17 protein-coding genes and 1 riboswitch are annotated in these 22,929 nt (G+C 69.3%); of the genes, 11 read left to right on the top strand and 6 right to left on the bottom strand.

Annotation, left to right across the window (positions count from 1 at the left end; genetic code table 11):
* Window positions 1-29 precede the first annotated feature (29 nt).
* Window positions 30-1,103 (top strand): hypothetical protein, encoded by a 1,074-nt coding sequence (locus VZQ01_RS05880; RefSeq protein WP_426747110.1) that lies wholly within the window; start codon window positions 30-32, stop codon window positions 1,101-1,103.
* 66 nt (window positions 1,104-1,169) lie between these two features.
* Here VZQ01_RS05880 and ahcY read toward each other — a convergent pair whose 3' ends face one another.
* From ahcY to VZQ01_RS05865, 3 genes are all read right to left on the bottom strand, one after another.
* Window positions 1,170-2,600 (bottom strand): adenosylhomocysteinase, encoded by a 1,431-nt coding sequence (ahcY, locus tag VZQ01_RS05875; RefSeq protein WP_267697058.1) that lies wholly within the window; start codon window positions 2,598-2,600, stop codon window positions 1,170-1,172.
* A 90-nt stretch (window positions 2,601-2,690) separates the two neighbouring features.
* A riboswitch (S-adenosyl-L-homocysteine riboswitch) is annotated at window positions 2,691-2,758 on the bottom strand.
* A gap of 184 nt (window positions 2,759-2,942) precedes the next feature.
* Window positions 2,943-3,479: a hypothetical protein gene (locus VZQ01_RS05870; RefSeq protein ID WP_426747108.1), complete on the bottom strand. Its 537-nt coding sequence runs from the start codon at window positions 3,477-3,479 to the stop codon at window positions 2,943-2,945.
* Window positions 3,480-3,559: 80 nt separating this feature from the next.
* The gene (locus VZQ01_RS05865) at window positions 3,560-5,191 is read right to left on the bottom strand and encodes a peptide-N4-asparagine amidase (RefSeq protein WP_426747107.1); all 1,632 of its coding nucleotides are present in this window, start codon (window positions 5,189-5,191) and stop codon (window positions 3,560-3,562) included.
* Window positions 5,192-5,455: 264 nt separating this feature from the next.
* Here VZQ01_RS05865 and VZQ01_RS05860 point away from each other — a divergent pair, with 264 nt between their 5' ends.
* On the top strand, window positions 5,456-7,015 hold the full coding sequence (locus VZQ01_RS05860) for a M57 family metalloprotease (protein ID WP_426748932.1): 1,560 nt from the start codon (window positions 5,456-5,458) through the stop codon (window positions 7,013-7,015).
* A 37-nt stretch (window positions 7,016-7,052) separates the two neighbouring features.
* Here the strand turns inward: VZQ01_RS05860 and VZQ01_RS05855 are convergent, their stop codons facing one another.
* Complete coding sequence (locus VZQ01_RS05855; RefSeq protein WP_046712414.1) at window positions 7,053-7,385, bottom strand: MazG nucleotide pyrophosphohydrolase domain-containing protein; 333 nt, start codon at window positions 7,383-7,385, stop codon at window positions 7,053-7,055.
* 415 nt (window positions 7,386-7,800) lie between these two features.
* On the opposite strand from VZQ01_RS05855, the gene VZQ01_RS05850 reads away from it, so the two are divergent.
* The 3 genes from VZQ01_RS05850 to VZQ01_RS05840 all read left to right on the top strand — a co-directional run bounded on the left by VZQ01_RS05850 (window position 7,801) and on the right by VZQ01_RS05840 (window position 12,890).
* Window positions 7,801-8,103 carry a hypothetical protein gene (locus tag VZQ01_RS05850; RefSeq protein ID WP_426747106.1) on the top strand — a complete coding sequence of 101 codons (303 nt, stop codon included), beginning with the start codon at window positions 7,801-7,803 and terminating at the stop codon, window positions 8,101-8,103.
* Between the two features lie 154 nt (window positions 8,104-8,257).
* Complete coding sequence (locus tag VZQ01_RS05845) at window positions 8,258-11,533, top strand: RCC1 domain-containing protein (RefSeq protein ID WP_426747105.1); 3,276 nt, start codon at window positions 8,258-8,260, stop codon at window positions 11,531-11,533.
* 61 nt (window positions 11,534-11,594) lie between these two features.
* Window positions 11,595-12,890 carry a hypothetical protein gene (locus tag VZQ01_RS05840; protein ID WP_426747104.1) on the top strand — a complete coding sequence of 432 codons (1,296 nt, stop codon included), beginning with the start codon at window positions 11,595-11,597 and terminating at the stop codon, window positions 12,888-12,890.
* A gap of 186 nt (window positions 12,891-13,076) precedes the next feature.
* Here VZQ01_RS05840 and VZQ01_RS05835 read toward each other — a convergent pair whose 3' ends face one another.
* Entirely contained in the window at window positions 13,077-14,081 is a 1,005-nt protein-coding gene (locus VZQ01_RS05835; protein WP_223748957.1) for a hypothetical protein, read from the bottom strand.
* Window positions 14,082-14,359: 278 nt separating this feature from the next.
* Between VZQ01_RS05835 and VZQ01_RS05830 the strand changes: the two genes are divergently transcribed.
* The 4 genes from VZQ01_RS05830 to VZQ01_RS05815 all read left to right on the top strand — a co-directional run bounded on the left by VZQ01_RS05830 (window position 14,360) and on the right by VZQ01_RS05815 (window position 19,034).
* Complete coding sequence (locus tag VZQ01_RS05830) at window positions 14,360-15,568, top strand: J domain-containing protein (protein ID WP_426747103.1); 1,209 nt, start codon at window positions 14,360-14,362, stop codon at window positions 15,566-15,568.
* A gap of 192 nt (window positions 15,569-15,760) precedes the next feature.
* The gene (locus VZQ01_RS05825) at window positions 15,761-17,347 is read left to right on the top strand and encodes a hypothetical protein (protein WP_426747101.1); all 1,587 of its coding nucleotides are present in this window, start codon (window positions 15,761-15,763) and stop codon (window positions 17,345-17,347) included.
* Window positions 17,348-17,400: 53 nt separating this feature from the next.
* A complete protein-coding gene (locus tag VZQ01_RS05820; protein ID WP_223785012.1) occupies window positions 17,401-18,519 on the top strand; it encodes an NAD(P)-dependent alcohol dehydrogenase in 1,119 nt (372 codons plus the stop codon).
* Window positions 18,516-19,034, top strand: coding sequence for a DUF4334 domain-containing protein (locus VZQ01_RS05815; protein ID WP_223748961.1), 519 nt, complete (start codon window positions 18,516-18,518; stop codon window positions 19,032-19,034). Before VZQ01_RS05820 ends, VZQ01_RS05815 begins: the two co-directional genes overlap by 4 nt.
* Here the strand turns inward: VZQ01_RS05815 and VZQ01_RS05810 are convergent.
* Window positions 19,027-19,551, bottom strand: a complete 525-nt coding sequence (locus VZQ01_RS05810) for a DinB family protein (RefSeq protein WP_223748962.1) — start codon at window positions 19,549-19,551, stop codon at window positions 19,027-19,029. The genes VZQ01_RS05815 and VZQ01_RS05810 overlap by 8 nt on opposite strands.
* Before the next feature lie 162 nt (window positions 19,552-19,713).
* On the opposite strand from VZQ01_RS05810, the gene VZQ01_RS05805 reads away from it, so the two are divergent.
* Both VZQ01_RS05805 and VZQ01_RS05800 read left to right on the top strand, forming a co-directional pair.
* A complete protein-coding gene (locus VZQ01_RS05805) occupies window positions 19,714-22,170 on the top strand; it encodes a helicase-related protein (RefSeq protein WP_426747100.1) in 2,457 nt (818 codons plus the stop codon).
* A 199-nt stretch (window positions 22,171-22,369) separates the two neighbouring features.
* A complete protein-coding gene (locus VZQ01_RS05800) occupies window positions 22,370-22,918 on the top strand; it encodes an outer membrane beta-barrel protein (RefSeq protein WP_426747099.1) in 549 nt (182 codons plus the stop codon).
* The last annotated feature ends 11 nt before the right edge of the window (window positions 22,919-22,929 follow it).

The raw sequence follows: 22,929 nt of genomic DNA, 5'->3' as shown, positions 1-22,929 counted from the left end.
GTTTGTCTTCACAATCGAAGGAGCAACCCATGTCGAAGCCGTGGAGTGTCGTCGTGAGCATCCTCGTCGTGCAATTGCTGGCATGTGCCGGAGGAGGAGCGGGGCAGCCCGAGGGCCCTTCGGGTGAGATGCGCTTGTCGGTGCAGGGCCTGGCCCGCGGGGAGCTCGACAGCCTGGTGGTCACCGCGCAGCCCGCCAATGTCTCGCAAACCCTGACCTATTCGGCGACGTCGGACACCTTCGAGGGGACGCTCGTGTTGCCCGCGGGGGCGCAGACGCTGACGGCCGAGGGGTTCGTGGAGGACGGGACGGGGACCCCCGTGCTGGTCGCCAGTGGCACCGTGACGGTGACCGTGGTCGCGGGCACCACGGTGGGCGTGTTCCTGGACATCCGGGATGTGACGCCGGCCACGCCGCAGCCGGACATCGCGCCGTTCATCCGGTCGGCCTTCCACGGGTCGGTGAACATGCCTACCAACACTTTCACCGAGCTGGCCGTGTCCGTCGTCGACCTGGACGGAGACCCCATCACCTACCAGTGGACGAGCGACTGTCCGACGAGCGTGTTCACCCGGCCGACCGCGTCGTACACGGAGTGGGGCAATTCGGTGCCGGGTCGGTGCACGCTCGAGGTGCGGGCCACCGCGCGGGGACAGACGGTGTCGAAGAGCCTTTCGGTGAACGTGTATTCATTGACGCCGACGACCGGGGATGTGGACGTGGAGGGGACCTACACTCCGCGCCCGCTCATCACGGCGATTCACGTGCAGGGACAGGGGCTGCCCCTGCAGCGCTTCCTGCGTGAGGACGCGGTGACGCGCTTCCCCTTCGTGGGGCCGAACCGGACCTTCCAGGTGGAGTTCTTCGTGGACTATGGCACGAGCCACGGCACGCGCACGGCGACGCTGGAGACGACGTGCGGCACGGTGGTGCGCGACGTGGACACCTGCGCGGCGAGCCCCGCGCCCACGTCCTGCTCCGTGTCGTACACGTGGACGACGCCCACCGGCTCGCCCTTGTGTTGGCTGAGGACCCAGGCCACCAACGGGACGCTGGTGGATGGGTTCACCGTCGGGACGATGGTGGATCAAGCGGTGCGCTGAGCACCTCCGGTCGGGACGCCCGCGGGGGCCACGACAGCCACCCGCGGGCATCGACCTGACCGGGAACTAGTAGCGGTAGGTGTCCTGCTTGAACGGCCCGGACACCGTGACGCCGATGTACGCGGCCTGGTCCGGCGTCAGCTCGGTGAGCTGCGCGTTGAGCTTCTTGAGCTGCAGCCGGGCGACCTTCTCATCCAGGTGCTTGGGCAGCACGTACACCTTGCCCACCTGGTACTTGTCGCTGTGCGAGTACAGCTCGATCTGCGCGATGGTCTGGTTCGCGAACGAGCTGGACATCACGTAGCTGGGGTGACCCGTGCCGCAGCCCAGGTTCACCAACCGGCCCTTGGCCAGCATGATGATGCGCTTGCCGTCCGGGAAGATGATGTGGTCCACCTGCGGCTTGATCTCCTCCCACTGGTACTTCTCCAGGGAGGCGACCTCGATCTCATTGTCGAAGTGGCCGATGTTGCACACGATGGCCTGGTCCTTCATCTTCGCCATGTGGTCGTGGGTGATGACGCTCTTGTTGCCCGTGGCCGTGACGAAGATGTCCGCCTTGTCCGCCGCGTAGTCCATGGTGACGACGCGGTAGCCCTCCATCGCCGCCTGCAGCGCGCAGATGGGGTCGATCTCCGTCACCCACACCTGGGCCGACAGCGCGCGCAGCGCCTGCGCGGAGCCCTTGCCGACATCGCCATAGCCCGCGACGACGGCGATCTTGCCCGCCACCATCACGTCCGTCGCGCGCTTGATGCCGTCCACCAGCGACTCGCGGCAGCCGTACAGGTTGTCGAACTTGCTCTTGGTGACGCTGTCGTTGACGTTGATGGCGCGGAACAGGAGCGTGCCCTTGGCGGACATCTCCTGCAGGCGGTGCACGCCCGTGGTCGTCTCCTCGGTGACGCCGAGGATCTTCGCCGCCTTGCGCGAGTACCACGTCGCGTCCTGGGCCAGCTTCGCCTTGATGGACGCGTACAGCTCCCGCTCCTCCTCGCTCTGGGGGTTGGCCAGGACGCTGGGGTCCTTCTCCGCGCGCTTGCCCAGGTGCATCAGCAGCGTCGCGTCACCCCCGTCGTCCAGAATCATGTTCGGACCCTCGTGGTCGCTGCCCGCGGGGCCGAAGTCGAAGATGCGGTGGGTGAAGTCCCAGTACTCCTTCAGGGACTCGCCCTTGTGCGCGAACACCGGCGTGCCCGCGGCCACCAGCGCGGCGGCGGCGTGGTCCTGCGTGGAGAAGATGTTGCACGACGCCCAACGCACCTCGGCGCCCAGCGCCTGGAGCGTCTCCACCAGCACGGCCGTCTGGATGGTCATGTGCAACGAGCCGGTGACGCGAGCGCCCTTGAGCGGCTGCTGCTTGGCGTACTCCTCGCGGATGGCCATCAGCGCGGGCATCTCGCTCTCGGCGATCTTGATCTCCCGGCGGCCCCATCCGGCGAGGCCGAGGTCGGCGATGGCGTAGTCCTGCTTCTGCGTCTGCGTGGCGGCGGTCATGGCGTGTCTCCTGAGTTCAGGTTGCGTCGCGTGTGCTGGCGAGGTCCTGGCCGAGCCGCTGGAAACGGACCCACCCTCGCAAGCCACGCGTACAGGTGAGTGCCGTTGGGTCATTCCCTTCGAGCCTGGGGCCAGGGGCCTCGCAACACTCCTCGAAGTCCGGGGCAAACTACGAGAAGGCCCGGCGAATTTCAAAGGGAAGTTGCCGCCCCGGAGGGCATGCATGCGGGCTCCACCCGACACCCGGCCTACAGGGTGGCCAGCGGTGGGAGCCCCTCCCCGGGACCGAGCGGGGCGGCGCCGGCGCCAAGGGCCGACGCGCGCCCGCGCGCTCGGGAGGGACTACTTGCCCGACGCGCGCACCGAGCCGCCGCTGGCCCAGTGGTCCGTGGCGGCGCGCGTGAGGGTCTGCGCGAGCAGGTCCTCGAGCAGGTCCGCCTTGGCGATCTCCTCGGGCTCGAAGACGCCGAGCAGCGCCAGCTCCGGCTTCTCGCCGTACTGCTCCTCGCCCAGCGTCAGCCAGCCGGGGGTGTAGCTGGCGCCCACCAGGCCGTTGACCAGGGGGGCGATGCGCAGCGAGGCGCCGTGCGCGTGCACGGGGCCCGCGGGCGCGCCGTTGCTCTTCACCAAGCCGATGTCCTTGCCGGAGAAGCGGACCTCGAACGCGCGCGAGTCATCCCAGTGCGGCACCTGCTCCAGGGACAGGGACAGGGCGCCGTCGGACGCGGGGCCGGCCTCGCCGTTCGCCCTCTGGACGGCGGCCTTCAGGGCGTCGGAGACCTGGGAGGACAGCTGCGCCCAGCGCTCGCGCCGCGCAAAGGCCTTCCGGATGTTGTCGTTGATTTCCTTCAGAGAGGCACCAGCGTTCTTCGACGGCATGAAGTCCCCTTCGGGGGTTGGAGGGCAAGGCCGGATGCTGCCCTCCGCTCACGCATGGTGTCCAGGGGGCCCCCGGGCTTTCAGTCGCAGCCCTGGACGTCCTGGGTGATGTATCCGTTCCGGGTGGAGATGCGCCGGTCGTGGCACACCCCGGGGTGGCCCTCGAGCCGGTAGTGGTGGGTGGAGGTCCCCACCGCGTTGCGCTGCGCGCGGGGCACGCCCAGGTTGTACGCGGCCTCGCCCGTGAAGACGTCGTCGAGCTCGCGGTGCTCCCACGTCTGGAGCCCCCGGACGCCGAGCGCCCTCTCCGCGTCGCGCACGGTGATGCGGGTGGTGAGCCGGTTGGCCGGCGTCACGTCGATGTGCCCGTCCAGCACGAACTGCTTGTCGGAGCGGCTCACCGTGGGGAACACGTCCCGGCCGACGACGGTGACGGTGCTCGTGTCCCGCCACGTGGCGACGAGTTCGTCCGGGTTCTCCAGGTCCCCCACCCAGCGGTGCATGCTGGTGTTGGAGACGTCCTGCTCCACGGTGGTCAGCTCCCAGCCGCGCGAGGTGCGCAGGTAGCCGGACACCCTCAGGTGGTGGCCGCCCTGCGTGTCCACCTGGTGCCAGCCGTCCACCAGCGCGTACGTGGAGTCGTTCGACAGCGTCCCCAACTGGTGCTGGACGAGCCCGCCGGTGACGCGCGCGGTGCCCGTGTCCCGCCACACGAGCACGTTGGTGGGCAGGTCCCACCCCGGCCGTCCCTCGGGCACGCCGAGCACGCGCACGGTGAGCTGGTGCGGCTGACCGTCCGTCAGCAGGCCCACGAACGGGGTGAGGTCGTACTGGATGGGGCGGATGTTGAAGGCGCGGGGCGCGGGGAGCACGTACCAGAGGAAGGGATTGGACCAGCCACCGGTGTAGACGTGGGGGAAGGGCATCGCGATGCCGGCCACCCGGCCGTCCACCTCGATGACGACCTCGCGGTAGGGGCCGTCGTCGGCGGGGCACGAGTAGGGCACGACGATGGGCGCGGTGATGTACCAGAACTCCTCGCACCCGCCGCCGGAGCCCGTGGCGTAGACCTCCGCGACCAGGCGCGCGGTGTTGCGGGGCACCGTCACCTCGCCGACGAGCGCGCTGCCCTCGCGGCGCGGCTGGGTGAGCGGGAGCACGTCGCTCGCCAGGTTCGCGGCGGGCGCGTGGCCCCCCTGGGCCGGGTAGAACGTCAGGTACACCTGCACGTCCAGCACGCCCGTGTACGTCTCGTTCACCACGTTGCCGATGAGCATCCACACCGGCTGGGACCGCGCGAGGAGCGACGCATAGGCGGTGACGTCCTTCTCCACCGACCAGGCGATGCCCTCGCGCGAGGGCTCGGGCGTGGACGTCTTGAATATCGTCACGCCGCCCACCTCCAGGTGGCCCAGCCGGTCGTACTGGACGCCCTGCACCTTGCCCTCCAGGCGCAGCACCACCTTGCTCCAGGGGCCCGGGCACTCCGCGGGCGGCGTGAAGGTGCCGGTGAAGGGCGTGAAGTCGTCGAACCGCTCATCGACGATGCGCACGGTGCAGGACGGCGTCGGCGGCCGCGCCACGGGCGGCGCCGCGGTGCGCGGGTCGTCCCAGTCCGTGCCGAACTCGGGCGGAGGCTCCACGGCCCACGCCGGCAACGCGGCGCCCACCACCAGGAACACCGCGACGAGACTGCCAGGGAATGGCTTCACGGCTTGTCCTCTCCAAGTATGTAATTCTTGAATAGTAGGAGTTTGCCCTGACATGGGCAATGCGCGGCTGCGCGGACGTGGTTCGTTGAAGGAACGCGGGAAGAACGCGCGCGGCGTTCGTTGAGTGCTCGCGGTGCGAAGGATGACACCGCGACATCACCACACACCCGGGGGCCGGTCCCGGAGCGCAGGGGAATCCATATGCAGACAATGACTCACACCCGCCAACGTGGTTGGCGGACGACCACGCTCGCCGTGACGACGATGGCCCTGTTGGTGGGAGCCTGCGGGCCCGAGGCGCCCGTGCCCCAGGAGGAGCCGCTCACGGACACGGGGGCGGCGACCACGGCGGCCTTCGAGGCCTGGAGCGCGAAGAACGTCGTCGCGACGGAGGAGGGGCACTTCCTGGTCGAGGGGGACATGCGGATGCTGGACCTGGCGGAGGTCCGCCGGTACTGGGAGAGCTTCACGAACAATCCCAACGCGCTGTCTGTCTTCCGGGTGGGCGGGGCGGACGCGGCCTGGAGCCGCGCGGACCGCGAGGCCATCACCTACTGCATCCGTCCCACGGACTTCGGCGCGGACTACGACCGCGTGGTGGAGTTCATGCACCGCGCCGCCTCCGGCTGGGAGGGCGCGGCCAACGTGAAGTTCGTGCACCTGAAGGCGCTGGACTCGTCCACCTGCAATCGCAACAACAACCTGGTGAAGTACAACGTCGAGCGCAACTTCGCCTTCACGGGCCTGTCGGCGGGCATGGGGTTCCCCACGTACTCGCGGCCCACGCGCTTCCTGGAGCTGGGGCCCACGTCGACGTGGACGGATGCGGAGCTCATCGCCGTGCTGACGCACGAGTTCGGCCACGCGCTGGGCTTCGTGCACGAGCACGACACCGCGTCGGGCTGCGGCATGGTGATGACGGGCAGCTACCGGCCGCTGACGTGCTACGACGGCCGGGGCGCCATGCACTACCCGTCGATGCCGGGGTGGTTGGATCCGTCGCGCACGCTGAACTTCATCTCGCAGCGGGACGTGGAGGGCTCGCAGGCGCTCTATGAGGCGCCGACCAACGTGCTGAGCACGTCCAGCGGCACGGTGTACGCGCGCAAGCGCTCGACGGGTGACCTCTACCGGCGCGACGCGCTCGTGTGGACGTTGGTGGGTGGCCCTGGCCAGGCGTTCGTCGCGGTGGGCAACACGCTGTATGGCCAGACGCCGGGCGGCGGCTCTCCGGTGCAGTTCCTGGGCTCGAGCTGGGTGGGCATCGGCGGACCCGCGGGGCAGATCTTCGCCTGCGCGGGGGCGCTGTGCGCCACGGACAAGCTGACGGGCAACGTGGCCCGCTACAACGCGGCCACCGGGGTGTGGACGACCATCGGCGGGCCCGGCTCGCGCTTCGCGGCCACGACGACGCAGGTGTTCGGCCTGGGGCCGTGGCAGGACGACTACACGGCGCTCTACAGCGGCGCGGGCTCCTCGTGGAGCGTGGTGGGTGGCGGCGCCAGCGAGCTGGTGGGCGGTGGGACGAAGATGTACCGGCTCACCAACGACAAGGCGTTCATCCAGCGCCATGACGGGGGCTCGACGTGGACGAGCATCGGCTACTCGGGCCGCAGCTTCGTGGCCGTGGGCAATGACGTGTACGGCCTGCGTCCGGATGGCTCGTTCATCATGAAGTACGCGGGCTCGGCGTGGAACTCCATCCACGGCGCGGCGAGCAGGATCTTCAGCTCCAACGGCTACCTGCTCGCGCAGAACCTGGACGACACCATCGAGCGGTACGACCCGGTGTCGAACACCTGGACGAACCTGGGCAAGCCCTGAGCGTCCCACCGGACCTGGGGGCGCTCAGGGAGCGTCCTCAGGTCCAGGTGCGTTGCTGGTTGCGCTCGTTCTTCTGGCGGAAGGCCTCCTCCAGGTCCACGCCGACGCGGTTGGCGATGGCGACGAGGTAGTTGAAGACGTCGACCAGCTCTTCGCCGACCTGGGCGCGCGCCGCCTCGGTCGGCGTGCCCTTTCCCTCGTCGTAGAGCTTCTCGTGGCGGCGGACGGCCTTGAACACCTCGCCGACCTCCTCGCCCATGAGGAAGCAGTTGTGGACCAGGTCCAGCTTCAGCCAGCCATGCATCGCTTCCAGCTCGTGGATGTAGCGCTGGTAGTCCTTCATGGAAGCGCCGGGGGGAAGTTCAATCATCCCCCCGTCTTCAATCACCGGGCGGCGGGCGTCAACCCCTGGGAGGGAGGGGTCCGCGTCGAAATGCCGCGGGAAGATTCGCGGACGCCTTCGTACCCCTGGGGCACAACACCTGGCGCGGCGGGGCCTGGCGGTGCGTGGACGCGTTGGAGTTCCGCGTCCGAGGGTCCGGCCGGGTGAGGTGACCTGCCTGCTACTGTCTTCGCGGCGGGCGCGCCGCCACACTGGCAGTCCCTTATCCCGGCTCGACCGATTTGTCTCAAAGTGAGACGGAGTTGCTGGTCTTGCTGCCCCAGGGAGTCAGTCTCCTGCAGTACGTCGCGACACAGGACCTGGGGGCGGGGCCGGAGCCCTTGGTCGAGCGCAATCGGTGGAAGGGGATGCGACCCGGGCGCGGCAGGACGCTTTGCGGCAGATGAACCCCGAGTTCACGCGGTTGGTGGTTCGAGACTCCGGGCAAGGAGAGCCCGGCTCGTTCGTGGTGCGGCAAGAGGTGGTTCCGGCGCCATGGACGCCGCGGAACGAGGCCGCGCTCGAGTTCAGCACGCTGCCGCAGGGCATCCAGCAGCGCGTGGTCGGACTCGCGGCCGGGAACTGGCCGCGAGGCGAGGACGATTTCATGCGAGGGCTGCGTGGACGGGAACGCTGGGCGCTGCAGCATCTGGAGGCGACCGTGCGCGATAACGAAAGGGCCATTCGCGGTGCGATGAACTCCTGAGCCCGGGGGCGCTGCCGCACCGCGCCTGGCGGCGGCATCGACTTGCACGCCGGCCGTGAATGACGCTCGGGGTCTTGTTCTTCGTCCTGACGAGTGCTTGTTTCCCGACCGTTTTGAAGAGGGGGACACACTCATGAGTCGTGGCACGAGACGGATGTCTGGCATCGCGTTGTTGTGCGTGTTGTGGATGGCGGGCTGCTCGGGGAGCGCGCCCGACGAGGCGTCACCCGAGCTCGGCACCTCGCGCGCCGCGGAGGGGTTCTCCCGTCAGGGAACGGTGCTGGCGGGGCGCAATCACTCACTGGCCCTGCGCTCGGATGGGACGGTGTGGTCCTGGGGCGGCAACACCTTCGGACAGCTGGGCAATGGCACGACGCGCTCGCGTCCTCACCCTGGCCGGGTGTGGCGCTTGTTCGACATCCGCTCGCTCGGCGCGGGGGAGCTGCATTCGCTGGCGCTGAAGTCGGACGGGACGGTGTGGGCCTGGGGCAACAACCTGAATGGACAGCTCGGAGATGGGAGCACGACGTCACGCCCCGTCCCCGTGCCGGTGTCTGGGTTGACGAACGGCGTGGCCATCGCCGCGGGCTTCTCCCACTCGCTGGTCCTGAAGTCGGATGGGACGGTGTGGGCCTGGGGCAACAACGCGGCGGGGCAGCTCGGCGACGGGACGACGACGCGGCGCGTGTCCCCGGTCCAGGTGCAGGGCCTCTCCGGTGTCATGGCCATCTCCGCGGGCAACGTCCACTCGCTGGCGCTGACGGCGGATGGTCGGGTGTGGTCCTGGGGCGGCAACGCGGATGGGCAGTTGGGGACCGGAGACCTCGTGGGCCGCTCGCTGCCCGCGGTGCTCCCGGGCCTGACGGGCGTGACGTCGGTGTCGGGCGGTGGCTCGCACACGGTGGCGCTGCGGGTGGATGGCACGGTGTGGAGCTGGGGCAAGAACGATGACGGACAGCTCGGGCTGGGCTCCACGGCGGTGACGCTGGTCCCCACGCAGATTCCCGCGTACGGCGGCGTCGAGGCGGTGGTCGGCGGCGGGCAGCACACCGTGGCGCTGAAGGGCGATGGGACGGTGTGGGCGTGGGGCAGCAACGCGCGCTCCCAACTGGGAGACGGGACGATGCTCCCGCGGCTGTCTCCCGTGCAGGTGCCAGGGCTCACACAGGTGCGGGGTGTGTCGGCGGGCGGCGGACAACACTCGGTGGCGGTGAAGGCGAGCGGCGAGGTCTGGGCCTGGGGTTCCAACAGCGACGGCCAGGTGGGTGATGGGTCGTACCTGATGAAGTCGATGCCCGTGGCGACGCGCGCGTGGCTCGAGCGGGCCGAGGCCTCCGCGGGGGTGGGGCACTCCCTGGCCGTGAAAGCGGATGGCGCCGTCTGGGCCTGGGGCAACAACCAGAGCGGGCAGTTGGGCAATGGGTCGACGGTGTCGTCCTGGAGTCCGCTCCGGGTCACGCTTCCGGGGGCCTCCCTGGCGGGCTCGGTCGCCGCCGGAGGCGTGCACTCGATGGTCCTCCGGGAGGACGGCACGGTGTGGGCCTGGGGCGCCAATGGCTACGGCTCCATCGGAGATGGGACGACGACCTCGCGGCCAACGCCGGTCCAGGTGCAGGGGGCGTTGGTGGCCACGGCCGTCGCCACCGGAGTCCGTCATTCGCTGGCCTTGAAGGCGGATGGGACGGTGTGGGCCTGGGGCTGGAACTCCATCGGACAACTGGGAGACGGGACGGTGCTCACCCGGCTCTTGCCCACGCAAGTCCCGGGATTGTCGGGTGTCGTCTCGATTGCCGCGGGCGAGGCGCATTCGTTGGCCTTGAAGGCCGACGGCACGGTCTGGACGTGGGGACACCACAGCCCGTCCTGGATGGAGCTGGACCCCGATGATCCACCTCCGCCGGGGCTCGTGTCTCCGCTGCAGATGGCGGGGCTCTCGGAGGTGGTGGGGGTGGCGGGTGGCAACAGCCACTCGCTGGCGCTCAAGTCGGACGGAACGGTCTGGGCCTGGGGCAACAACGATTCGGGGCAGCTGGGAGACGGCACCTTCACGTCGCGGATGACGCCGGCGCAGGTGGTGGGGCTGTCGGGCGTGGTCGCCGTGGCCGCGAACGGCCTGTACTCCAGCGCGCTGAAGGCGGATGGGACGGTGTGGACGTGGGGCGCGAACTCCTCGGGGCAACTCGGCGGAGGAATCTCGCTGTCGCGCGCGCTGCCCGCGCAGGTCGCGAGTCTCTCCACGGTCCGGTTCCTGGGGGCGGGACAGGCGCACTCCCTGGTGGTCAAGGACGACGGGACGCTGTGGGCCTGGGGGAACAACTACTCCGGTCAGATTGGCGATGGGGCGCAGGACCTGACGGCGTTCCCCGTTGCGTCCCTGGTGACGCGCGCGCGTGGGGTGGCCGCGGCCTCGAATGTCTCGATGGGTGTGACTCCCGAGGGCAAGGTCCAGACCTGGGGCGCGAACACGTGGGGTCAGTTGGGAGACGGAACCCGCATCACCCGGCCGGAGCCCGGCGAGGTGGCCGGGTTGACGGGGATGATGGCGGTCTCCATGGCGTATGACCATGCGTTGGCGCTGAAGTCAGACGGGACGGTGTGGGGCTGGGGGGCCAACTCCGGGGGCGTGTTGGGAGACGGGACGCGGATGCAGCGCTTCACTCCCGTGCAGGTCGCGTCCGCCCTCCGGTTCCAGGCCATCTCCACGGGCTCGGCTCACAGCCTGGGGCTGGCGGAGGATGGGACGGTGTGGGGCTGGGGCGGGAACATGCATGGAGAGGTCGGGGATGGAACGCAGACCCTTCGCTCGTCGCCGGTCCAGGTGCAGGGGCTGACGCAAGTGATTGCCATCTCCGCGGGGAACTCGTTCTCGCTGGCCTTGAGGGCGAACGGCACCGTGTGGTCCTGGGGGAGCAACATGAGCGGCAGATTGGGCAACAACTCGACGGTGTCGCGCTCGGTGCCAGGCCAGGTGCCGGGGCTCACGGGCGTCACCGCCGTGGCGGCGGGGAACGGCCATGGGCTGGCCTTGAAGGCCGACGGCACGGTCTGGGCGTGGGGGGCCAACGCCTACGGCGAGGTGGGGGATGGGACGACGGTCAACAAGCTCGTACCCGTCCAGACGCGCGTGTTGACGGGGGTGACGTCCATTGCCGCGGGGGTGAATCACAACCTCGCCATCACGGTGGGAGGGCTGGTCTGGGCCTGGGGGCGCGATGAGCGGGGACAGCTCGGAGACGGAGCTCCGTCCGCGGCGACGCTCCAGCCCGCGCGGGTGAGCTCGCTGGGGACCGCCGTGGCGGTTGCCGCGGGTGGGGACCATTCCCACGCCATCCTCGCGGACCGGAGCCTCTGGTCCTGGGGGGGCAGTAGTTACGGACAGCTTGGCTCCGGGCTGTCCCTGGTCCGGGCGGCTCCCGTGCAGGTCTGGTGAGTCGGTGGGGTGGCTTCGCGCGGAGCGAACGCGGCACGCGGATGCACGGAGGTCCATGCGTGTGCACTTCATCAAAGAATGTGGTATGGTCGAAATAATTGCTGGGGGGCTAATGGACTGCGTCAAACGTTTTGCCACGGTGGTGGTGGCTGCGGTGTTGATGGCTAACTCTGCTGCACATGCTTCTAACTGGGTTAAACGCCCGGAGGAGTTCGATCCGCAGTCTTTCGATGCACGGAAGGCGTTGGAGGAAGAGGGTAATGCTGGCGCTGCGGCGGTTGCGAGAGCGGGAAGCTGGGCATTTGCGACCGCTGCGGCCATGGTGTTGCGTGAGAAGATTCTGGCTCAGTGCTTACTGGTAAAGAGTTCGGAGCACTCTTCTTGGAGATGGACTGGTTTTTTGCCGGACCCGCCAGAGTCAAACTGGTATCTCCTGGGCGACGATAGCTGTGATGGCACAGCTATCCCTCATGCGCTTGGCGTCAAGCGGTATGACACCAGTGTATTCAGTGAGGCCGTGGAGAAAGACATTCATCTGGTGGCGACGACGATTCATCCGGAGCGCTCGATTCTTTTAGGTTCATCCGGTGTGCGTGTTGCGGACGATGTGCTTCATGCTTTCAAGAAGAATGTAGACGATTTCGTGTTGGAGCAGGCGCGTACGCGAGGTTTTAAGAGTTTTTTGCCTGTTCGAGATGAATATACGTCCAAGGCATTCTTTGGGGCGGAGGAGCTTCAGTTTTTTAATGAAATCAGGGTTTCGGGGTGGGGGGATAGAGTTGCTGTGACAACTGAGGTTATTGCCGACAGAATCGGGTATGGCCGGCTTGCCCTGTCGGCGGCTTTTGCAGGCAGTAATTCATCGGGAGGTGAGCCCGCGCTTGCTGATGAGGATGATTCCAAGAAGGACAATCTTCAGAAGTTGGTCGACAATGGTGGTGACATTGCTTTGTCGTATCGGCTCCCCCTGGTGTTTGCTGAAAAGCGAACCAATACGCCGGGTTTTTTCCTTTTGGAATTCCATCCTCGTTTGGTCACGGCGATACCTGCACTGGGGTCGACGATAGAGGATGCGTCTTTTGCTGTTTTTCCTGGATTCAGGGGTTATCTTCAGGCCAAGGGATTCGATGATTCCATGGGGTTGTATGTTGATGTGTGGTCTGGATGGGGGGTTGGGGTCGGCCCAAATTTCAATCAGTACGTCGACATGAAGGAATTTTTTGTAACGACGCTCACGGCGGGACTCCGGCTCATGGACCGATTCAACGTTGGAGCCAGCTATATCGTGGCGGGCCCATTGAGGTCGCGCAATGGAGTTACATTAACGATTACAGCCATCACTGGCCCCTCTAACTGAGGGCTTGTTGGTGAGCCGCTGTCGGGCATGATGGTATACGTCCGAAGAGCCTGGTCCTCATTGCACGGCGGATGCGGTTGGTTCTCTTGTCTCGGGTTGGTGCTTCATTAGCTGTTGCTGCTGCCAACGAAACAGCGGCGACCTCCACCTGGGAAGTCGCCGCCGTGGGTGCAGCTCAGCCGTGAATCACTCCACCCAGTGCTGGACCGTCAGGATGCGGAAGTCCGACGCGGTGTCGACGAAGAAGTGCACCTGCACGCCCGCCCACGGGCCGTTCTCGTAGTGCATGTGGCAGCCCTTGAACGTGCGGCCCGCGGTGCGCGCGGCCAGGTCCGCCTTGCCGTCCGTGACGATGTCGGCGTCAATCGCGTTGTACCGGTTCGCCGTGCTCACCGCGCTGTGGACGTAGTTGCGCACCTCGGTGGCGTCCGCCAGGTAGCCTCGGTCCTCGAACTGTCCCGAGCGGCCCGTCAGGTCGATGCCGAAGCAGTCCGCCGAGGCGAGCCGGTCCGTGCCGTAGGCCCCGTCCAGGATGGTCTCGATGTTGAACCCCGTGCTCATCTTCACCTCCCACTCGTCTTCCGGCAGCGCGTTCACCGCGGACACCAGCATGTCCAGCGAGTAGCCGATGGTGGCCGCGTTGCGCAGGTTGCGCAGGCTCACCGCGCCGATGCCGAACGCGTCGGAGATGCCCAGCACGCTCGTGAACGGACGCAGGTTGATGAGGCTCGTCGCCCCGTTCCACGCGTACGGCAGCACGGCGTAGAGCGTGTTCGTGCTCGCCGTGTTCACCAGCGTGACGATGGCCGCGGCGTCCGACTGCGACAGCGCCAGCTCGTCGTAGATGCCCAGGCAGCTCTGGTCGATGTACTCCTCGGCACGCGCGCCGTGCTCCAACTGCTTCAGCCGCACCGGGCCCATCTCCGAGACACCGGAGAGCCGCGCCAGCGTCGTGAAGGGCGCCACCGTGCGAGCCGCGATGATGTTGTTGGCCGCGTCGCTGGGCAGATACCGGTCCAGCTTGAAGAAGCTCGCCGTGTTCGCGAACTGCAGGATGCCTTCACACTCCGGCGCCACGTCGACGTCCGTCGTGGTGAGCGGCGCCTGCTCGTTCTGGACCGTGTCGGCCGGCGCGGAGGGCTCGGCCGGCGGAGCGGATTCGGTGGGACCACAGCCAACCAGCAGACTCATGGAGAGAAGGGCTGAGCCGAGACGACGCATCGAGGACACCCGTGGGGACAGCGAGGGAGGTGCTCCCTTACCCAGGCCCTCGGGTAGCAGGCAATCCGTGAGACAGATGAAATTTTGTGATGACAAGAAAAGTGTCACCAGCGCGCGACTCCGGCCCGGTGGATGACACCGAATCGTGACGTGCGGTGGGTTTCTGGACCTCCGGGTGGGAGTCGGGCATGCCGGAGGGCTCCACCTCGGGGATTCGCTCTGGCGGCCCCACCCGGCGAAGGAAGTGCATGCGAGCCTGTCCGTGCTGCCTGGAGACGCTGACGCCAGGTCTGCTGGGCTTCGGGAGCCGGCGCCTCGCGGGCCACTGCGAGGCGTGTGGCGACGCCGTCTGCCAGTCGTGCCTGAGCGTCGAGTCGCTCGCGGCGGCGGTGTTCCAGAAGCGCGCGGGCGCCTCCGAGGCGGGGTCCAGGAAGGTGAAGGGGCGGGTGTGCCGCTCGTGCCTGTGGGAGGCGCTGGTGGAGGCGGGGCGCACACCTTCTTTCGCCGCCCCTCGCGGGCAACGTGAGCGCGCGCGCCGCGCCGCTCGGGAGACCTGTACGCATGCCGAGGTGAAGGCCTGCATGGGTTTCTGCCCCACCTGTGGCGACGAGGTGGTCTGGAAGAGCGAGCACGGCAACCCCGCGTGCGAGGCCTGCGGCGCGCCGTCACATCGGTTCTTCAACTGCTGCTGGAACTGCGGGGAGTCGTTCGACGAGCAGAACGTCCCCCAGTCCGTCGCCCGCGGATACCGGCTCGACTTCGACTGTGACGCGGAGGACTGCGCGGGGAAGCTCGCGTGGCTGATGCCGTTCTGTCCGTGGTGCGGCGAGGAGAAGCACTGGGAGCATCCCGGGGCGCTGGAGTGCGAGGCCTGCGAGGTCCAGGTGGACCGGGGCTGGGCGTTCTGCGTGCGGTGCGGTGAGGAGGCTCCGCTCCCCGACGCGTGTCCCCGGTGTGGCGTGGGCCTGGACGAAGCCGCCTCCGCCGCGCGCTGCGAGCAGTGTCAGCACGTGGTGTGCGGTGAGTGCTGTGACGTCGTCGTCACCGCGTCCGGAGGTGAGTCGCGGGAGCGGCTGTTGTGCTCGACCTGTGGCGAGGGCGCCGAGCCCGTGGCCGACACGCGCGCTGCCGAGGAACCCGAACCGGAGCCCTCCGAGGCGGAGGAGGACGAGGACTCCGAGGAGGAGGAAGCGGAGGCTTCCGAGGAGCCCAGGCGTGAGGAGGAGCCCGCGCCGCGGCCCCAGGCTCCACCTCCGTCACCGTGGGAGGTGCTGGGCGTCGTCCGAGGCGCGCCGCTGGCGGACGTGAAGCGCGCCTATCTCGCGCTCGTCGCCCAGTACCACCCCGACAAGGTGGCGCAACTCGGACCGAAGCTCCAGGCGCTGGCGCAGGAGGAGACGCGCCGCATCATCGAGGCGTGGGAGCACATCCGGAAGCACTCGCGCCCCAGCGGTTGACGGTCGCGCTCGCCCGCGGGTTGTTCAGCGCGAACGCCAGCCCGACATGTGAGGGGCTCGAGCCGCGTGGCCCTGGGCGTGGTGTGCACCGCACGCATGGAGAGGAGGCAGGCGGGCTGGAGCCTCGTGTCTTGGCGGCTCCGTGCACCATGTCCAACCTGTCGCCCGGGTGTGTTTCGGGAGGGAGACACCGTGGCTGACTGGCGTGGCTTTGGCGCATGGCTCGTGTTGTGTCTGGGGATGGCCGGCTGTGATGGAGATGATTCATCGCCTCCCGTGGCTTCTTGTGAGGCCACCGCCTCCTGCGAGCCGGCTCCGGGAGTCCCTCCCGACGCGGGCACTCCGGATGCGGGCGTACCAGACGCGGGGACTCCGGACGGCGGAGGTGCTCCCGACGGTGGCGGCGCTCCCGGTGAGTCGGACGGCGGCACCGTCCCGCCCGAGGACGGTGGCACCGCGCCGCAGCCCGGCACACCCGGCAAGACACTCTGGCTGAACCATGAGCGCCAACCCCTCCACGACATGGCCGCGAGCGTCGGCACCACCTGGGATGGGGCGTCCATCTACACGGCCTCCATCCAGGGGTCGTCGACCTCGTTCGGGCGCGCTGACGGCGCCTCGTCCCATCTCGAGCTGAAGCGCTACACGCCCGATGGCGCCCGCGTGTGGACGCGCTCCTTCGCGCTGCATCCTTTTGACGGCGAATCTCCGATGGATGTCTCGGGGACGGTCGCCATGAGCGTGTCGTCCACGGGCCGGCTCTATCTGATGACGGATGTCCGCCATGGCACCGTGTCGATGGACACGCCGAGCCAGCCGCTCAGCGGCCTGGCCCTGTCCCGCTTCAACCCGGAGGGGCGCGGGGAGTGGTCCCTGCCGCTGCAGGGGCTCAATGAGGTGGGACTCGCGCTCGTGGCCAGCCGGGACGATGGCGCCTACGTGAGCGTGCGCGCCTCCCATCCGTACTCGGAGGCGCTGCGGTGCGCTCCGACGGAGAACGCGCTCTATCGCATCAGCGCCTCGGGCACCGTCGTGTGGCGTCAGCGCGTCTCCGAGCCGGAGTGCGGCAACTACCGCGCGGAGGCGGTGAGCCTCGCGGTGCTGCCCGACGGCGGTGTGGCGCTGGGCGGCTCCTACTTCGGCACGGTCCGCACGGCGAAGGGGACCTTCACCGCCCTGGGCCAGTCTCCCTTCCTGGCCACGTTCTCCCGGGAGGGACAGCTGACCTGGTTCAACGCCTTTCCCCGCGCCAACGGCTGGGTGACGAGCCTCGGCACCACCGCGAAGGGCACGCTGGTCGCGGCGGGGAGCATGGAGGCCGGCGAACTGCGCTGGGGCTCGCAGACGCTGCGCGACAGGCTCTCCTTCCTCCTGGTGGCGGAGGCCGCGGGCACACCGCGCTGGGTGAAGAGCCTGGGCCGCTCGGAGAAGGTCGTCATCGCCGTGGAGCCCGCCGGACGCGTGGTGGCGAGCGGCCTGTCGCGCGACTTCCCGCACCCCGCGCCGGGCGCGAGCGACCCCGCGCAGAACCCGCAGCTGTTCGCGCGCCGCTTCAACCTGGAGGGCCGCGAGTTGTGGAACCGCTTCTTCCTTCGCTCCGGAGGTCCGTCCAACCTCTTCTCCGAGCAGGTGGTGAGCGCCGTGCCCTCCGGCGAGGGGAACGGCAGCACGCTGCTGTTCGGCCACTTCTCCCACACCGAGGACTTCGGGACGGGCTCCCTCGTCCCCGACGCCACCGACACCTTCCTGCTCAATCTGGGGCCCGGCGACGCGTTCTGACCGGGCCTCGGAGCCCTGGTGATTTTGTTGGCGGTCTGCCAATAATTCCGGACATGACGCTTCCGGTCCGTGCCGCGGTGCTGCGGGAAGTGAATGCGCCCTTCGTCCTGGAGGAGGTGGAGCTGGACGCGCCCCGCCAGGGGGAGCTCCGGGTCCGGGTGCACGCCAGTGGCATCTGTCACACGGACTTGAGCTACCGGGCGGGGCAGGGGCGCTTCGCGTTCCCCGCGGTGCTGGGCCACGAGGGCGCGGGGGTGGTGGAGTCGGTGGGTGAGGGCGTCGCGGGCTTCGAGCCTGGGGACGCGGTGGTGCTCAGCTACTACTCCTGCCGCGCGTGCGGCACCTGCGCGCGCGGACAGCCCGCGTACTGTGAGCAGGGCTACGCGGGGAACTTCTCGGGGGCGCGGCCGGACGGCACGTACCCGATGCGCTGGCGCGGCGAGCCCATCCGCTCGGGCTTCTTCCACCAGTCGTCCTTCGCCACGCACGTGCTGGCGCACCAGCACAACGCGGTGAAGGTGGCGAGAGGCGCGCCGTTGGAGCTGCTGGCGCCCCTGGGCTGCGGCTTCCAGACGGGCGCGGGCGCGGTGCTGGAGTCGTTCCGGCTGCAGCCCGGACAGCGGCTGGCCGTCTTCGGCGTGGGCGCGGTGGGGCTGGCGGCGGTGATGGCGGCGCGCGTGGCGGGCGCGGCGAGCATCTTCGCGGTGGACCTGGACGCCCGGCGGCTGGAGCTGGCGCGGGAGCTGGGCGCCACCGACACCTTCCTCGCGGACGAGCCGGAGCTGACGCGCACGGTGCTCAAGAAGACGCGGGGCGGGGTGGACTTCGCGCTGGAGTGCGTCGGCTCTCCGAAGGTGCTGCGACAGGCGTTCGACGTGACGCGTCCCTTGGGGACGTGCGCGTTGCTCGGCCTGCCGGGCGCGGACGCACAGGTCTCCATCCCGATGACGGCGCTGCTGTTCGGCAAGCGGCTGGTGGGGATGCTCGAGGGCGACGCCGACCCGAAGCGCTTCATCCCCCGCCTGGTGTCGCTGCACGCGGAAGGACGCTTCCCCATCGAGAAGCTCAGCCGCTCGTACGACTTCGAGGCCATCAACGACGCGGTCCACGACATGGAGTCGCGCACGGCCATCAAGCCCGTGCTGCGCATGCACACAGGAGCGGCACGATGAGCTTCGACGAGGTGGTGAAGGCGGGGACGCTGAGCCAGGCGGAGGCGCTCGCGCTGTTCGACAGCCTGGGGCCGGTGGAGCTTGAGTCCCTGGTGGGCACGTGGAAGGGCAGTGAGCTGCGCACCGGACACCCGATGGACGGGATGCTGGGCGCCACGGGCTGGTACGGCAAGCAGTTCCTCGACGCCGAGAGCGTGCACCCGCTGCTGTTCTACACGGAGGACCGCGCGGCGGTGTTCCCGGTGGACCCGCGGAAGTGGCCGTCCCCGACGATTCGTGGCCCCGTGGGGCCGCATCGCGCCGACGTGGAGACGTCGAAGTTCAAGGCGCGCCTGCGCAAGGTGGAGTACCGGGGCCAGCTCAGCGCGACGATGATCTACGACGACTGGCCCACGCTCGACGTGTTCCGCCAGGCCGACGAGAACACGCTCCTGGGCCTGATGGACGCGCGCGGCATGCCGTCGCCGTACTTCTTCGTGCTGCGGCGGGACGCGAACGCGCCGGCGCTCAAGTAGGGGGCACGGCCAGCACGAAGCGCGCGTAGCCCAGCTCCGCCGCGTTCTTCATCAGCTCCACGTTGGCCCAGGCGACGATGTCGCCGAAGGGCTTGCCCGTGAGCGGCCAGCGCGTGCGCGCGCTCGACCGCAGGTCCTCGTCGGTGAGGCGGGTGATGGCCTCGCGCCACGTGTCGTGCAGGCCGACAATCCACGCGCGCACCGCGTCCGCGGAGCCGGGCCAGACGACGGCCTCCCGCGTCAGGGTGCCGTCGCCGAACGAGTGGTTGTGCACCATGGACCACCAGAAGCCCAGGTGCCACGTCAGCCAGGCCACACTCGCGGGGCCCAGGTCATAGCCCTCGTGCTCGGGCCATTGGGCGCGCCAGTGTCCCTGCGCGTCCTGCGTCACGTGCAGGCCCACCGACGCGGGGCGCCGCAGGCAGTCCTCCGTGGTGAGCCCCTCCAGGTGGTAGCGGGTGAGGGCCCACGCGATGTCGAGCTGGCCCAGGAGCGTGTCTCGGACGGGGTTCGCCATGGGGCGCGACCCTAGGGGGCTTTGCCGGGGCCGTCCATTCCAGGGGGCCCAGGTCAGGACGCGGCGCGCCCGCGCGTGCGTGCCCAGCCCAGGAGGCAGCCGAGGATGGGTTGGAAAGCCGTCGCAGGGCGCGAGGCCGGGCGCGAGGTTAGACTCTCCGTAATGAACTCCAGCGCATCCGGCCGTTCGTCCGTCGTCGTGGCGGAGCTGGGGCCCACGAACACTGGAAAGACCCACCGGGCCATCGAGCGGATGCTCGAGCACGACACGGGCATGATGGGGCTGCCGCTGCGCCTGCTCGCCCGCGAGGTCTACGACCGGGTGACCGCCCGGGTGGGCGAGGGGCGCGTGGCGCTGATGACGGGCGAGGAGAAGCGCCTGCCGCCGCGCCCCGACTACTGGATATGCACGGTGGAGGCGATGCCGTTGGACCGCGTCGTCGACTTCCTGGCGGTGGACGAAATCCAGCTCGCCGCGCATCGCGAGCGGGGACATGTCTTCACGGACCGGCTGCTCCACGCGCGAGGCCGCAAGGAGACGTGGTTTTTGGGCGCGGAGACGATGCGGCCGATGGTGCAGTCGCTCATCCCGCACGTCTCGCTCAAGCGGGCCACGCGCCTGTCCCAGCTTCGCTACGCGGGCCGGCGCTCGTTGAAGAGCCTGCCGCCGCGCTCCGCGGTGGTCGCGTTCTCCGCGGACCGCGTCTATGAGCTGGCCGAGGCGCTGCGCCGGCTGCGCGGTGGGGTGGCCGTGGTGCTGGGCGCGCTGTCGCCCCGGACGCGCAACGCCCAGGTGGCGATGTACCAGTCCGGGGAGGTGCAGTACCTGGTGGCGACGGATGCCATCGGCATGGGGCTGAACCTGGACCTGGGCCACGTGGCCTTCGCCTCGCTCTCCAAGTTCGACGGCGCCGAGCAGCGGGAGCTGTTCCCGGACGAGCTGGCGCAGATCGCCGGCCGCGCGGGGCGCCATCTGAACGACGGGACGTTCGGCACGCTGAACACGCTGGAGGAGCTGCCGCCCCGGGTCGTCACCGCCATCGAGACGCATCGCTTCCCCGCGGTGCGCAGCCTCATCTGGCGCAACGCGGAGCTCGACTTCGCGAGCCCCGAGGCGCTGTTGGACTCGCTGTCGCGGGCCCCGCGTCACAACGCCTTCGTCCGGGTGGAGCGCGCCGATGACTTCGACGCGCTGAAGGACCTCTCGCACCTCCCGGCCGTCCGCGACGTCGTCACGGACCGCGCGGGCGTGGAGCTGCTGTGGCAGGTCTGCCAGATTCCCGACTTCCGCAAGGGGCTGTTCGGCCAGCACGTCAGCCTGCTGCGGGAGACGTTCCTCCAGCTCACCGCGGGGGACGGGGTGCTGGACGCGACGTGGTTGTCCAAGCAGGTGTCGCCGCTCGACGACGTCTCCGGGGACATCCACACGCTGATGGACCGGCTGGCCGCCATCCGCATCTGGACGTACATCAGCCACCGCTCCAGCTGGCTGCGCGACGCGGAGCAGTGGCAGGAGCGCACGCGGCACATCGAGGACGCGCTGGGGGATGCGCTGCACGAGCGCCTGGTGGAGCGCTTCGTCCAGCGGGCCGCGCGCAGGAGCGCCCGGCGCTTCGTGCGGGCCTCCGCCACGCCCGCGGCGAGCTCGGACAACCCGTTCGCGAAGCTCGGCGCGCTGTTGGGCGAGACCGGCTCCGCGGAGGGACTGATGACCGAGGAGCAGTTCGTGCAACGCGTGGTGGACGCGACGCACGAGGTCTTCGAGGTGGATGCGTCCGGGAACATCTCCTTCGAGAGCCAGCCCCTGGGGCGGCTGGTGCGCGGCACGGACCGGCGCTCGCCGCAGGTCGCGCTCGCGGAGCCGGAGGTGTGGACGGGCGGCGCGAGGCGGCGGCTCGAGCGGCGGCTCCATGCGCTGGCCCGCGACCTGGTCACGGAGGCGATGGGCGGGTTCCCGGCGGAGTCGCTCACGGGCGCGGGCCGCTCGCCGCCGACGCGCGGGCTGGCGTATCGGCTGGCCGAGGGGGTGGGGCTGATTACCGTGGGCGAGGCGCGCGAGCAGTGGGCGCTGTTGGACGAGGAGTCGCGCGAGCGGCTCAAGGCCGTGGGCGTACGCGAAGGCCGCCGCTTCGTCTACGTGGCCGGCGCGCTCGCTCCGCAGGCGCTGGAGCGCCGGTGCATGCTGACGGCGCTGTTCCTCCAGAAGCCCGCGCCGCGCGGGGTGCCCCGTGAGCCCGTGCTCGACGCGGCCGGATGGAATGTGCGCGACGCGCGAGCCTTCGGCTACGAACTGCTGGGGCCGGTGGCGCTGAGAATCGACCTGGTCGAGCGGCTGGGCGAGGCGCTGCGCCATCCTCGCGGTGCCGCAGAGGTGCAGGCGTTGACGCGCGAGCTGCGCCTGGAGGGTGGTGCGCGGGCCCTGGTGCTGCGCGAGCTGGGGGGCGCGCCTCCGGGGACCGCGTCGAAGCGGCGGCGTCGCCGACGACGAGGGAAGGCGCCCTCGATGGCCCCGGACAAGGCGGGCACGCATGGCCCGTCCGCACACACGGGGACGCGCCCGGTCCCCCGTCGCGATGGCCCGGAGTCTCGCGGCGCACAGGGAACGCCCAAGTCGGACTGACGTCGGTGGCTCGCCTCGCGGCGCGCGGGAGTCATCCGGGGCGGATGGACACCGGCGTGGTCGTCGCGGCTGCTCCGTGGGCCGACGTCGAGCCGCGTCATCGCGAACCGCGCCCACCCACTTCGTGAAGGACGCGTCGGGCCCGGATCTTGAAGACCGCACAGTCGTCGGGGGGCCGGGACACGCGGAAGGCTTGGACATGAAGGCAGTGGTCGCGGGAGCGTTGTTGCTGTCGACGGGCGCCTGGGCACAGGACGAGGCCCGTCTCACGGGGGCGGAGCTGGGCGTGGGCGTGGGCTACGCCCGAGGCAAGGACCTGGAAGGGGAGACGCATGGCGGGCCTGGCGTCCGGCTGCATCTGCTCAAGCACCTGGGGCGCTTCTTCTCCATCGGTCCGGAGCTCGCCGTGTACGCGAGGGCGGGCTCCCGGATGGACATCACCTTCGATGGCTCGCAGCACCACTATGACCTGCGGAACCGGGCGCTCCTCCAGCTCGGAGGCGTGGCACGGCTGGGCGTGGACCTGGGCGGCGTCCGGCCCGCGGTGCTCTTCGGCGCGGGCTGGAACAAGGGCACCGTCAGCAACCTGGGCTACTCGGTGGGCGCGGAGCTGGAGTTCCGTCCCACGCCGTGGCTGCCGCTCGCCCTGGAGGGCCGGCTCCACAAGAACCTCCACAACTACACCTACGAGACCAACAGGAAGGCGGACTACCTCAGCCTGGGTATCGGCTGGCGGCTGCTCTGGTGAGCCACGCATCG

Source organism: Myxococcus faecalis (assembly GCF_050039385.1).
Taxonomy (GTDB): domain Bacteria; phylum Myxococcota; class Myxococcia; order Myxococcales; family Myxococcaceae; genus Myxococcus; species Myxococcus fulvus.
This window is presented reverse-complemented; position numbering and strand designations above follow the sequence as displayed.

What these genes read in the sequence shown, in the direction of transcription:
- VZQ01_RS05880 (WP_426747110.1), top strand. Translation starts at nt 30, where the DNA reads ATGTCGAAGCCGTGGAGTGTCGTCGTGAGCATCCTCGTCGTGCAATTG.
- ahcY (WP_267697058.1), bottom strand. Translation starts at nt 2,600, where the DNA reads ATGACCGCCGCCACGCAGACGCAGAAGCAGGACTACGCCATCGCCGAC.
- VZQ01_RS05870 (WP_426747108.1), bottom strand. Translation starts at nt 3,479, where the DNA reads ATGCCGTCGAAGAACGCTGGTGCCTCTCTGAAGGAAATCAACGACAAC.
- VZQ01_RS05860 (WP_426748932.1), top strand. Translation starts at nt 5,456, where the DNA reads ATGGCCCTGTTGGTGGGAGCCTGCGGGCCCGAGGCGCCCGTGCCCCAG.
- VZQ01_RS05855 (WP_046712414.1), bottom strand. Translation starts at nt 7,385, where the DNA reads ATGATTGAACTTCCCCCCGGCGCTTCCATGAAGGACTACCAGCGCTAC.
- VZQ01_RS05850 (WP_426747106.1), top strand. Translation starts at nt 7,801, where the DNA reads ATGAACCCCGAGTTCACGCGGTTGGTGGTTCGAGACTCCGGGCAAGGA.
- VZQ01_RS05845 (WP_426747105.1), top strand. Translation starts at nt 8,258, where the DNA reads ATGTCTGGCATCGCGTTGTTGTGCGTGTTGTGGATGGCGGGCTGCTCG.
- VZQ01_RS05835 (WP_223748957.1), bottom strand. Translation starts at nt 14,081, where the DNA reads ATGAGTCTGCTGGTTGGCTGTGGTCCCACCGAATCCGCTCCGCCGGCC.
- VZQ01_RS05830 (WP_426747103.1), top strand. Translation starts at nt 14,360, where the DNA reads ATGCGAGCCTGTCCGTGCTGCCTGGAGACGCTGACGCCAGGTCTGCTG.
- VZQ01_RS05820 (WP_223785012.1), top strand. Translation starts at nt 17,401, where the DNA reads ATGACGCTTCCGGTCCGTGCCGCGGTGCTGCGGGAAGTGAATGCGCCC.
- VZQ01_RS05815 (WP_223748961.1), top strand. Translation starts at nt 18,516, where the DNA reads ATGAGCTTCGACGAGGTGGTGAAGGCGGGGACGCTGAGCCAGGCGGAG.
- VZQ01_RS05810 (WP_223748962.1), bottom strand. Translation starts at nt 19,551, where the DNA reads ATGGCGAACCCCGTCCGAGACACGCTCCTGGGCCAGCTCGACATCGCG.
- VZQ01_RS05805 (WP_426747100.1), top strand. Translation starts at nt 19,714, where the DNA reads ATGAACTCCAGCGCATCCGGCCGTTCGTCCGTCGTCGTGGCGGAGCTG.
- VZQ01_RS05800 (WP_426747099.1), top strand. Translation starts at nt 22,370, where the DNA reads ATGAAGGCAGTGGTCGCGGGAGCGTTGTTGCTGTCGACGGGCGCCTGG.